The 11,839-nt window shown below is 69.9% G+C and carries 10 protein-coding genes and 1 pseudogene; 9 read left to right on the top strand and 2 right to left on the bottom strand.

Translation table 11 applies throughout. The annotated features are described in order from the left end of the window. Nucleotides 1–302 precede the first annotated feature (302 nt). Together AC1D01_RS08150 and AC1D01_RS08145 are read left to right on the top strand one after the other, a co-directional pair. Complete coding sequence (locus AC1D01_RS08150) at nt 303–1,823, top strand: PQQ-dependent sugar dehydrogenase (protein WP_477865551.1); 1,521 nt, start codon at nt 303–305, stop codon at nt 1,821–1,823. Nucleotides 1,824–2,009: 186 nt separating this feature from the next. Continuing rightward, on the top strand, nt 2,010–4,322 hold the full coding sequence (locus AC1D01_RS08145) for a PQQ-dependent sugar dehydrogenase (RefSeq protein WP_477865550.1): 2,313 nt from the start codon (nt 2,010–2,012) through the stop codon (nt 4,320–4,322). 125 nt (nt 4,323–4,447) lie between these two features. Here the strand turns inward: AC1D01_RS08145 and AC1D01_RS08140 are convergent, their stop codons facing one another. Further along, nucleotides 4,448–6,031: an alkaline phosphatase D family protein gene (locus AC1D01_RS08140; protein WP_477865549.1), complete on the bottom strand. Its 1,584-nt coding sequence runs from the start codon at nt 6,029–6,031 to the stop codon at nt 4,448–4,450. Between the two features lie 151 nt (nt 6,032–6,182). On the opposite strand from AC1D01_RS08140, the gene AC1D01_RS08135 reads away from it, so the two are divergent. The 7 genes from AC1D01_RS08135 (at nt 6,183) to AC1D01_RS08105 (ending at nt 11,205) form a co-directional block, all read left to right on the top strand. Next, nucleotides 6,183–6,860 (top strand): hypothetical protein, encoded by a 678-nt coding sequence (locus tag AC1D01_RS08135; protein ID WP_477865548.1) that lies wholly within the window; start codon nt 6,183–6,185, stop codon nt 6,858–6,860. Nucleotides 6,861–6,923: 63 nt separating this feature from the next. Then, nucleotides 6,924–7,451: a 3'-5' exonuclease gene (locus AC1D01_RS08130; protein WP_477865547.1), complete on the top strand. Its 528-nt coding sequence runs from the start codon at nt 6,924–6,926 to the stop codon at nt 7,449–7,451. A gap of 121 nt (nt 7,452–7,572) precedes the next feature. Continuing rightward, nucleotides 7,573–8,325 carry a GntR family transcriptional regulator gene (locus AC1D01_RS08125; RefSeq protein WP_477865552.1) on the top strand — a complete coding sequence of 251 codons (753 nt, stop codon included), beginning with the start codon at nt 7,573–7,575 and terminating at the stop codon, nt 8,323–8,325. A gap of 2 nt (nt 8,326–8,327) precedes the next feature. Continuing rightward, the gene (locus AC1D01_RS08120) at nt 8,328–9,125 is read left to right on the top strand and encodes a transporter substrate-binding domain-containing protein (protein ID WP_477865546.1); all 798 of its coding nucleotides are present in this window, start codon (nt 8,328–8,330) and stop codon (nt 9,123–9,125) included. A 23-nt stretch (nt 9,126–9,148) separates the two neighbouring features. Further along, nucleotides 9,149–9,808 (top strand): amino acid ABC transporter permease, encoded by a 660-nt coding sequence (locus tag AC1D01_RS08115; RefSeq protein ID WP_047511323.1) that lies wholly within the window; start codon nt 9,149–9,151, stop codon nt 9,806–9,808. A 4-nt stretch (nt 9,809–9,812) separates the two neighbouring features. Next, entirely contained in the window at nt 9,813–10,463 is a 651-nt protein-coding gene (locus tag AC1D01_RS08110; RefSeq protein ID WP_477865545.1) for an amino acid ABC transporter permease, read from the top strand. Beyond that, nucleotides 10,450–11,205 (top strand): amino acid ABC transporter ATP-binding protein, encoded by a 756-nt coding sequence (locus AC1D01_RS08105; RefSeq protein WP_477865544.1) that lies wholly within the window; start codon nt 10,450–10,452, stop codon nt 11,203–11,205. The genes AC1D01_RS08110 and AC1D01_RS08105 overlap by 14 nt, the downstream gene beginning before the upstream one ends. Before the next feature lie 52 nt (nt 11,206–11,257). On the opposite strand, the pseudogene AC1D01_RS08100 reads toward AC1D01_RS08105, so the two are convergent. After that, a pseudogene (locus AC1D01_RS08100) lies at nt 11,258–11,839 on the bottom strand (hypothetical protein); the annotation flags it as partial.

Genomic DNA, 11,839 nt, shown 5'->3' with positions numbered 1-11,839 from the left:
CAGGTAGGCCGGCTTGTCCGGAAATCGCTGCGCGGCCACCTCGAGGTTGAACCACAGCGTGGTCGACGGGATCGCCAGTGCACGCGGGAGGCGGCGCGGCCAGACCTTGTGGTGCGGGCGCTCTGGAACTTCAGGCAACGGGTTCACGGCAGACCTCTCCTGGAGACCGGCAAGGTATACCGCGCCGCGCCGGCAAGGCCTACGGAACCAACCCGCAGCCACGGTGTCACCCGCGCGACAGCGCAGCGGCGGATCGGGAACGCCGTTTGCCCGCCCGTCGCACCACTCACGGGGAGACTCTCATGGCGAACTGGCGATCGGCGATCGGATGGATGGTCCTGCGCAGCGGCTTGCTGCTCGCCGGCTGCGGCGGAGGCAGYGGCGACACGGCCACACCCGACAGTGACGCCCGCGTCGAAGCCAAGGCCGACGCCGGCGCGGCGACCGAAGGGCCCCAGGTGGCCGATGTCACCGCCGCCGACACGCAGCCGCCGACGCTGGTGCTGAACACGCCGGCCAACCTGGCCGCCAACCTGACCGGCCGCATCGACATCACCGCCGACGCGACCGATGACGTCGGCATCGCCGGCGTCGAGTTCCAGATCGACGGCGCACTGTGGGGCGACGACGACACGAATGCGCCCTACATGACCAGCATCACGACGACCCGCCTCACGACCGGGCAGCACGTGATCCGCGCCCGCGCCCGCGACACTTCGAACAACCGCTCCGCGTGGGTCACGCGCACCGTGCAGTTCGGCAACGACGTGCAGGTGCCCGAGGGCTTCGCGAAGACGGCCCTGGTCGGAGGGCTGACCGCCGCGACGGCGTTCGCGCAGGCGCCCGACGGCCGCATCTTCGTCACCGAGCAGGCGGGCACGGTGCGCGTGATCAAGAACGGCGTGCTGTTGCCGACGCCGTTCGCGACGCTGGCCAACATCAGCTCGGGCGGCGAGCGCGGGCTGGTCGGCATCACGCTGCACCCGGACTTCGCGACCAACGGCTGGGTGTACGTGTACTACACCGCCACCGACGGCGGCACGCACAACCGCATCAGCCGCTTCACCGCGAACGGCGACGTGGCCGCCGGCCCGCCGACCGCGCTGTTCGGCCTGCCGACGCTCACCTCGACCATGCACAACGGCGGTGCGATGCATTTCGGCCCCGATGGCAAGCTGTACGTGGGCGTCGGCGACAACGGGCTCGGCGCGCCGGCGCAGGATCGCAACAGCCTGTTCGGCAAGCTGCTGCGCCTGAACGACGACGCCACCATCCCGACCGACAACCCGTACTACGCGACCAACATCGGCAACGCGCGCGCGGTGTGGGCGATCGGCTTGCGCAACCCGTTCACCTTCGCGGTCCGCCCGAGCGACGGCCGCATCCACATCAACGACGTCGGCCAGAACACCTGGGAGGAGATCGACGTCGGCGCCGCCGGCGCCAACTACGGCTGGCCGAACTCCGAGGGGCCCGACAACATCACCGCCGGCGTCACCGCCCCGCTGTTCACCTACCGCCACACCGTTGCCACGCCGCCGGGCAGCGCCGTCGGTGGCTTCATCATCGGCCGGTGCATCGCCGGTGGCGCGTTCTACCCGGTGGGCGGCGGCTTCGCGGCCCTCTTCCCGGCGCGCTTCCAGGGCAACTACTTCTTCGCCGATTTCACGACGCACGAGATCAGCCGCGTCGACCTTGCGAACGGCAACGCCGTCTATGCCTTCGCGAAGACGGTCGGCGAACCGGTCGACATGCGCGTGGCCACCGACGGGGCGCTGCTGGTGCTGACGCGCAACAACATCGTGCGCATTGCGCCGACCTGAGCGCATGCCAGGGGGCGACCGATACCGTTTTGCGATCGATCACCGCCGCCGCTGCAGCGCGGGCGAATGGCGGACACAATGCGCGACATTGCTTGCGGCGGTGACACAAACCGGCGCGGGACGGACACCCCGCGCCATGCCACAAGCACGTCATTGCAAGCACGCACACGCGACCCGAGGATCCCCATGGCTGCACTTCCTTCTTCCCTGCTGTACACGACCCGGCTGGCCGCCCTGGCCGCCAGCCTGCTGCTCGCCGCATGCGGCGGCAGCGGCGGCGACACCCCCGCGAACCCACCGCCGGCCGGCAACCCGCCAGCCGCGCAAATCGACAGCCCTGCCGCAGGCGCCACCTTCGCGGCCGGCGACACCCTGACCTTCACCGGCAGCGCCAACGATCCGGAAGACGGCACGCTGCCCGCGAGTTCGCTCACCTGGTGGGCCGACCTGCACCACGACACCCACAACCATCCGTTCCAACAGGCGACCACCGGCGCGAGCGGCACGGTGACCATTCCGGTGCGCGGCGAGACCTCGTCGAACATCTGGTACCGATTCCACCTGAAGGCCACCGATTCGGCCGGACGCACCACCGAGGTGACGCGCGACGTGCAGCCGCGCAAGGCGCAGGTCACGCTCGCGACCGTGCCCACCGGGCTGGCGCTGACGATCGACGGCCAGCCGGTGACCGGGCCCAACACCTTCACCGGCGTGGTCGGCATCGAGCGCGACATCGGCGCCGCCGCGCAGGTGTTGAACGGCCGCAACTACGGCTTCAAGACCTGGAGCGACGGCGGCATCGCGACGCACACGATCTCGACCCCGGCCGCCGACACCACCTACACCGCGACCTTCGAAGACCTCGGCGCGGCCACCAACCAGCCGCCGACGGTGACGCTCGCGGCCGCCGCCACCGGCGTCGTCGGCACCGCGATGACGCTGACGGCCACCGCGGCCGATCCGGACGGCACGGTCGCGAAGGTCGAGTTCCTCGACGGCGGCACGCTGCTGAACACCGACACGGCGGCGCCGTTCGCCTTCTCGTGGACGCCCGCCACGGCAGGCGCGCATTCGCTGACCGCGCGAGCAACCGACAACACCGGTGCGGCGACCACCAGCACCGCCGTCGCCGTGACCGTCACGACCCCGCAAGGCCCTGACACGCAGGTGCCGACCATCGCGATCGCCTCGCCGGCCAACTTGGCGACCAACCTGACCGGCACGCTGAACATCACCACCACCGTGACCGACAACGTCGGCGTCGTCGGGGTCGAGTTCCAGTTCGACGGCGCGGCGCTCGGTGCCGAGGACACGACAGCGCCGTTCAGCGCGAGCGTCGTCACCGCCAACCACGCGAGCGGCCAGCACGTGATCCGGGCGCGCGCCCGCGATGCCGCCGGCAACGTCTCCGACTGGACCAGCGCCACCGTCAAGTTCGGCGGCAACGTCGCGCTGCCGCAGGGCTTCACGAAGAACGAGTCGTGGGTCGACGGCCTGACCAGCGCGACCGCGTTCGCGCAGGCACCGGACGGCCGCCTGTTCGTCGCCGAGCAGGGCGGCACGCTGCGCGTCGTGAAGAACGGCGTGCTGCAGCCGCAGGCCTTCGTGACGCTGACGGTCGATTCGCAGGGCGAGCGCGGGCTGATCGGCGTTGCGCTGCACCCGAATTTCGCGACCAACGGTTATGTCTACGTCTATCACACGACCACGCAGAACGGCACGCACAACCGCATCACGCGCTACACCGCCGCCGGCGATGTCGCGGCCCCCGGCAATCCGACCGTGATCTTCAACCTGCCGGCCCTGTCGGCCGCGACCAACCACAACGGCGGCGCGATGCACTTCGGCAACGACGGCAAGCTGTACGTCGGCGTCGGCGACAACGCGCGCGGTTCGCCGGCGCAGGACAAGACCATGCTGTGGGGCAAGCTGCTGCGCCTGAACGACGACGGCACGATCCCGACCGACAACCCGTTCTATGCGGCGAGCAACGGCGCGGACTTCGGCGCGGTGTGGGCCTACGGCCTGCGCAACCCGTTCACGTTCGCCGTGCGCCCGACGGACGGCCGCATCCACATCAACGATGTCGGCGAGGTGACCTGGGAAGAGGTCAACGTCGGCACGGCCGGCGCGAACTACGGCTGGCCGGGCTCCGAGGGCAACGAGCGCGTGACTGCCGGCCTCACCGGGCCGCTGTTCACCTACAAGCACAGCGCGACCAACCCCGAGGGCAACGGCCCGGGTGGCTTCTTCGTCGGCCAGTGCATTGCCGGCGGCACCTTCTACCCGGCCGGCGGCAACTTCCCGGCGATGTACCGCGGCAGCTATTTCTTTGCGGACTACGTGGCGCACACGGTGGGCCGCATCGACCTCGTGAACGGCAACGCCGCCTATGCCTTCGCGAAGCTCGACGGCGACCCGGTCGACATGCTGACCGGTGCCGACGGGGCGCTGTACATCCTGCGGCGCGGTGGGATCGTGAAGATCTCGGCGCCCTGAGGTCGGGTTCCTGCTGACTGGCGTCGGCGCGGAAGGCGCGTGCGGGGGGGCTGTGGCCCGCCGGCCGCGCCTTTGCTTGCGCAGACCTGTGCAAGCCGGTCCCGGATTCGCATCCGGGCTACAGGTCACGCGGCCGGCAGCGTCTTCGTGAACAGCGTCGAACCGGTCAAGTCCTTCAGGTTCACCGTGAACGCCTTGGTCTTCGCGTCGATGTCGACCTGCCCGAAGAACTGGTAGCCCTCGCTCGGCGCCACGTTCTGCGACGGTGGCGCCTTCTCGTAGACCACCTGCACGCCGAAGGTGGCATCGGGCTTGTTCGGCCCGAAGCTGCCGGCGTTCAGCGGGCCGGAGATGAACTCCCAGAATGGCAGGAAATCGCTGAACTTCGCCTTGCGCGGGTCGTAGAAATTGGCCGCCGTGTAGTGCACGTCGGCGGTCAGCCAGACGATGTTCTTGATGTTGGCCCGCTTGATCTCGCGCAGCAGCCGCGCGATCTCGAGCTCGCGGCCGAGCGGCACGCCATCGTCGCCGTTGGCGATCGCCTCCCACTTGTCACGGCCCTGCGCATCCTTGCCGTCGGGCACCTGCACGCCGATCGGCATGTCGGCGGCGATCACCTTCCAGGTCGCCTTCGAGCGCTTCAGCCCGTCGAGCAGCCACGCGATCTGCGGGCGGCCCATGAAGGCGCTGTCCGGCGCTTCCTCGGTCTGCAGGTTGGCGCTGTTGGCGCCGCGGTAGCTGCGCATGTCGACGACGAACACGTCGAGCAGCGGCCCCTGCGGCAGGTGGCGGTACACGCGCTCGCTCTCGGCATCCGGGCCGCGACGCAGCGGCGCGTACTCGAGGAAGGCACGGCTCGCGCGCGCCACCAGCAGCGGCACGTTCTTCTCGGTGTAGCGCGCGTCGCCCGACACGTCCTTCGAATCCGACCAGTTGTTGCTGACCTCGTGGTCGTCCCACTGCCAGATCTGCGGCACCTCGGCCGACAGGCGGCGGATGTTCGCGTCCAGCAGGTTGTAGCGGTAGCGCCCGCGGTATTCGTTCAGCGTCTCGGCGACCTTGCTGACTTCCTCGGTGACCAGGTTGTTCCAGGTCGAGCCGTCGGGCAGCTTCACCTGCGCCGGGATCGGCCCGTCGGCATAGATGGTGTCGCCGCTGTGCAGGAAGAAGTCCGGGTTCACGCGGCGGATCTGCTCGTAGATCTTCATGCCGCCCCAGGCCTCGTTGATGCCGAAGCCCTGCCCTGCCGTGTCGCCGCTCCACGCGAAGCGCACGTCGCGCAGCGGCTTGCCGCCCGGGGCGGCCGGCAGCCGCAGGTGGCCCGGCATCGGCTCGGACAGCACGCGCTCGTTGTGCAGGTCCTGCAGCACGACGCGGTAGAACACCTCCTGGCCGGCCGGCAGGCCGCTCAGGTCGAGGCGGCCGGTGAAATCGGAGTCTTCCAGCAGGTGGGGCCCGCGCACGCGGTTCAGGTTCGCGAAGCTCGCGGTGCTCGACCACTCGACCCACATGCGGGCCGGCCGGTCGCTGCGCGTCCAGACGATCGCGCTGTCGGCCCGTGCATCGCCCGACTGCACGCCGGACGGAAACTGCGGGCGCATCGCATCGCGCGTGACCACGGCAGGCGCCGTCTGGGCCTGCGACCACGCCGGCACGGCACCTCCACCCGCCAACAGCAGGGCATTCGACAAGAAGATCCGGCGGTCCATTCGATCCATCCTCGGTGATGCTTGAAAAGCGCGCAGTCTGCGGTGCCCGTGTGGCAGCTTCGTGACCCCGGGCCCTCGGCACCTATCACGCAGGCATCGCGCAGGCCATGCATTTCGCAGAAGCCGGGATGAACAACTTGTATGGCCCGGCGTGAACCGATTTGCCGACGCGCTCTTAATCTTCCCAAGCGGCCGACCGCGGGCCCGCGAAGTTCAAGGAGACAACATGAATCAAGCCCACCTGCTGCCCCCGGTCCAGGCCGCGACCCGTCTGGCAACCTGCCACCTGCAGCGGACACGCACCCTGGTGGCACCGATCGGCCTGCTGCTCGGCACCGCCTTCAACTGCATCGCGACACACCACTTCGGGATCGGCACCCTGCCGATCGTGCTGAGGCTGCCCGGCGACCTCGGCCCTGCCGGGCGCGCCCAGGAGGCCGTGCTGCTGTTCTGGATCCTGTCCCTTGCGATGCTGCCGTTGCAGGTGGTCGGGCTCCATCGGCTGGCGCTGCGCGGGCGGCTGCTCGAGACGCTGCAGCCCTGGGCCCCTCACGGCGAGCGGCTCGGGCTGCACCCACGCGGAATCGCCATGACGGTCGGCGCGGTGGCACTGATCGCCATCAGCTGCCTCCTGCTCGGCTCGGTGGTCCCGGGCGCGGCGACCCAGACGGCGAGCGGCCTGCTGACCTTCCTCGTCATCAACTGGCTGCTGCTGCAGCTGTTGCTGATCGGCTTCATGCTGTCGGCCGCGTTCGTTTCGGTTTGCGGCCCCGCGCCGGCCACCCGCCGCCGCCTGCACTACGCCGATTCGCGGCACGCGCCGGGCTGAAAGGCATCCGAACCGCGGGCTTCTCCGCAGACCGGCCGGCGCGCCGTTTGCCTAAGCTGCCGCATGGCCCTCGTGCAGCCCCTCGTCACCGCCCGCTTCGACGCCGCGCCGGCCATCCTCGACATCGAGGCCTCGGGCTTCGGCCGCGACAGCTATCCGATCGAGGTCGGCTTCGTGCTGCCCGATGGCAGCGCGTCCTGCCGCCTGATCCGGCCGGCTGGCCACTGGACGCATTGGGATTCGGCCGCCGAGCAGGTGCACCACATCCACCGCGAGACGCTGCTGGTGCACGGCCGCCCGGTGACCGAGGTCGCGCGCTGGCTGAACGACCAGTTGCACGGCCAGACGCTCTACAGCGATGGCTGGGCGCACGACTACCCCTGGCTCGGCGCGCTGTATGAAGAAGCCGGCCTGGTGCCCAGCTTCCGGCTCGACAACCTGCGCGCGCTGCTGACCGAGGCCCAGGCGCGCCACTGGTCCGAGACCCGGCAGGCCGTCAGCAACGAGCTGCAGCTGACGCGGCACCGCGCCAGCGCCGATGCACGCCTGCTGCAGCAGACCCTGTTGCGCGTTCGCGAACGCACCGCCTGAGCCGGCGCAGGCCCGGTGCTTGCATACAAGCCCGCAGCACCCTCTCACGGTGCTGCCCGGATGCCGGAACGCCTCATTTTGGTGAGCCTGCTTGTATGCAACCAATCCATGCCTCCTGTTGGTGCCTGCCCTCCGCCCCAAGCCCCACCAGATCGCCGACCGCATCGTCGACGCGATCCTCGCCCGCAAGCTCGCGCCCGGCGCCCGCCTGGGCGAGCAGCAGCTCGCCGACCTGTTCAACGTCAGCCGCACCATCGTGCGAGAGGCGCTCGCGCGGCTGGCGGCACGCGGCATGGTCGAGGTCAACTCGCGGCGCGGCTGGTTCGTCGTGCAGCCCTCGCCCGAGGACGCCCGCGAGGCCTTCGCCGCGCGGCGCCTGATCGAGACCGGGCTGCTGCAGTCGCTGGACGCGCCGCTGGCCGGCGTTCCGCTGCGGCGCCTGCGCGAGCACGTGGCGCAGGAGCAGGCCGCGGTGGCAGCGGCCGATGCCGGCGAGCGCAGCTTCCTGCTCGGTGACTTCCACGTCTGCCTGGCCGAGTGCGCCGGCAACGGCACGCTGGCCGACATCCTGCGCGACCTGACCGCCCGCACCACGCTGATCGCGGTGCTGTACCAGTCGAAGCACGAGGCCGCGCAGTCGTGCGCCGAGCACGCCGAGATCGTCGCCGCGCTCGAACGCGGCGACGCCGCGGCRGCAGCCGCCCTGATGCTGCACCACATCGACAGCGTGGCCGCGCACCTGGACCCGAGCCTGGCCGTCGACCCGCTGGCCTCGCTGCGCACTGCGCTGTCGCCAGTGGGGGCTGGCAAAGGGAAGGCACAGCCCTTGCATACAAGGCCCGCGACCCCTTCCTCGTCCACCCCGGAGTACTGACGATGAGCCACCGCTCTTTCCTGAAAGCCCTCGGCCTGCTGGCCGCTGCCCCGCTGCTGTTCGCGGCGTCCGTCGCACAGGCGCAGACCGCGCTCGACGACGTGCTGGCGAAGAAGCTGATCACGATCGCGATCCCGACCGACTACCCGCCGTACGGCTTCGTCGGCACCGACCTGAAGCCGCAGGGGCTGGATGTCGACATGGCGACGCTGATCGCCGCGAAGCTGGGCGTGAAGGTCGAGCTGGTGCCGGTGACGAGCGCGAACCGCATCCCCTACCTGCAGACGAAGAAGGCCGACCTGGTGATCTCGACGCTCGGCAAGAACCCGGACCGCGAGAAGGTGATCGACTTCACCGCCGCGTACTCGCCGTTCTTCCAGGCGGTGTTCGGCCCGAAGACGCTGGCCGTGAAGACGCCGGCCGATCTCGCCGGCAAGRGCATCGGCGTGACGCGCGGCGCGATGGAGGACCAGGAGCTCGGCAAGATCGCGCCCTCGGGCCTGGACGTGAAGCGCTTCGAGGACAACAACGTGACCGTCTCGGCCTACGTGTCGGGCCAGACCCAGCTGATCGCCACCGGCGCCTCGGTGGCCGGCGCGATGATGGCGAAGAACCCGCAGCTGGGCACCGAGTTCAAGCTGCTGCTGAAGGATTCGCCGAACTTCATCGGCGTTGCCAAGGGTGAGGACAAGCTGCGCGCCAAGGTGAACGAGATCATTGCCGATGCGAAGAAGAGCGGCGAGCTCGACAAGATGGCGGTGAAGTGGCTCGGCCGCCCGGCCGGCGATCTTCCTCAATGAGCCTTGGCTGAGCGGCCCTCGCGATGATCAGCCTCGACTTCCCGGCCGTGCTGGCCGAGTGGCCGCTGATGGCCAAGGGCGCGGGCATCACGCTCGCGCTCACCGGCGTGTCGGCGGTGTTCGGCCTGGCGCTCGGCGTGGCCTGCGCATGGGCGCGGCTGCACGGCCCGGCGTGGCTGCGCTTCGTCGCCGGTGCGTATGTGGAGCTGATCCGCAACACGCCGTTCATCGTGCAGCTGTTCTTCCTGTTCTTCGGGCTGCCGAGCCTGGGCGTGCGGCTGTCGCCCGAGGGTGCCTCGGTGCTCGCGATGGTGATCAACCTCGGCGCCTACGCGGCCGAGATCGTGCGGGCCGGCATCGCCACCACGCCGCGCGGCCAGATCGAGGCGGCGCGCAGCCTGGCGCTCAGCGAGATGCAGGTGTTCACGCGCGTCGTGCTGCCGCCGGCGCTGAAGCGCGTGTGGCCGGCGATGGTGAGCCAGATCGTGATCGTGATGCTGGGCTCGGCGGTGTGCGGGCAGATCGCGACGGCCGAGCTCTCGCATGCGGTGAACCTGATCCAGGGGCGCAACTTCCGGGCGTTCGAGGCCTTCATCATCGGCACCGCGATCTACCTGGTGCTGTCGATCGCGCTGCGCCGCCTGCTGAACTGGGCCGGCCCGCGCTTCATCTTCGGAAAGTAGCCCGATGGTCGACTTCACGCTGTGGGAGATCCTGCGCAACCTGCTGCTCGCGCTGCGCTGGACGGTGGCGCTGTCGCTGGTCGCCTTCATCGGCGGCGCGATCGTCGGGCTGGCGCTGCTGGTGGCGCGGCTCGCGAAGCTGCCCGGTGCAGAGCGCCTGGTGGCCGGCTACGTGCAGCTGTTCCAGGGCACGCCGCTGCTGATGCAGCTGTTCTTCCTGTTCTTCGGGCTGTCGGGGCTCGGGCTGTCGCTGTCGAACTGGACCGCCGCGGCGATCGCGCTGACGCTTTACAGCAGCGCGTTCTTCACCGAGATCTGGCGCGGCTGCGTCAACGCGGTGCCCAAGGGCCAGTGGGAGGCGTCGACCGCGCTCGCGATGAACCTGGGCGAGCAGCTGCGCCACGTGATCGGCCCGCAGGCGCTGCGCGTCGCGGTGCCGCCGACGGTGGGCTTCGCGGTGCAGATCATCAAGGGCACCGCACTCGCATCGGTGATCGGCTTCGCCGAGCTGACCAAGACCGGCTCGACGATCGCCAATGCGACGTTCCGCCCGTTCACCGTGTTCGCCTGCGTCGCGCTGCTGTATTTCGCGCTGTGTTTCCCGGTGTCCCTGTGGGCCCGTTCGCTGGAGAGAAAACTGCATGGTCACGCCTGACACCGCCTCGGCGGACATCGTCCAGATCACCGGGCTGCGCAAGCGCTTCGGCACGAACGAGGTGCTGAAGGGCATCGACCTGTCGGTGACGCGCGGCGAGGTGATCGCGATCATCGGCAAGAGCGGCTCGGGCAAGAGCACGCTGCTGCGCTGCGTGAACGGGCTGGAGCAGTTCCAGGAGGGCACGCTGACGGTCGACGGCCAGCCGCTGCTGTACGGCAATGCGGCGGCGATGCGTGCGCTGCGCCAGCGCGTGGGCATGATCTTCCAGGGCTTCAACCTGTTCCCGCACTTGAGCGTGGGCCGCAACGTGATGCTGGCGCCGACGCTGGTCAAGAAGAAGGCGAACCCGGATTGCACCGCGCAGGCGCGCAAGCTGCTCGAGCGCGTCGGGCTGGCCGAGAAGTTCGATGCGCAGCCGGAGCAGCTGTCGGGCGGGCAGCAGCAGCGCGTCGCGATCGCGCGGGCGCTGGCGATGGAGCCGGCGGTGCTGCTGTGCGACGAGATCACGTCGGCGCTCGACCCCGAGCTGGTCGGCGAGGTGCTGCGCGTGGTGGAGACGCTGGCCGACGAGGGCATGACGCTGCTGATGGTGACGCACGAGATGAACTTCGCGCGCAAGGTGGCCGACCGCGTGGTCTTCATGCATGCCGGGCGCATCCACGAGGTCGGGCCGCCGGAGCAGGTGTTCGGCGCGCCGCAGACGGCGGAGTTGAAGCAGTTCCTGTCGGCGTTGCACTAGTGCTTCGTTCGGGCATTGGCGCTTGAAGGCGCGCGCCCATGCCAGCCCCCAGCTAACCGCCGTTCATTTCCTTGCGCTTGCGCTCGTCCTCGAGCTCCCTCGCCCGCACGCAATGCGGGTGGTCGTGGAACGCCGGGTTGCTCTCGCATTCGCGCAGGATGCAGGTCAGGCGTGCGAGGAACTTGCGCGCGCCGCAGGCTTCGCCGGGCGTCTTCGGGCCGGCGGCCAGGTCAGCCGGCGCGGGTGCCGCAGCAGCCGGTGCCGTGGTGGCGGCCGGCTRCACGGCTTGCTCCGCGGGTGACGCGGCAGCCTTCGGTTCGGGGCGGCGCTTTGCCGGCGCAACGGCGGCGTTGACTTCAGTCTGCTGTGAACCGCCCGGCGCGGACGCGGCGGCATCGATCGCCGCGGGCAGTGTCGCGACAGCATCCGGCTCGACCACCGGGGCCACCGGCGCGGACGCCGGCAACTCGATCGCCGCCACCGGCGCGGCCGACGGCTCGACCAGCGCCGGCAGCACCTCGGGTTGGCCACGCCCCTTCATCGCGAACACCGCCGCGATCGCCAGCACGGCCACACCGGCGATGCCCGCGATCAGCAGGCCGCGACGTTTCGGTGGCTCTACAGTGGCAGGCCC

The sequence above is a fragment of the Rhizobacter sp. P3_B12 genome (genome assembly GCF_056402895.1).
This window is presented reverse-complemented; position numbering and strand designations above follow the sequence as displayed.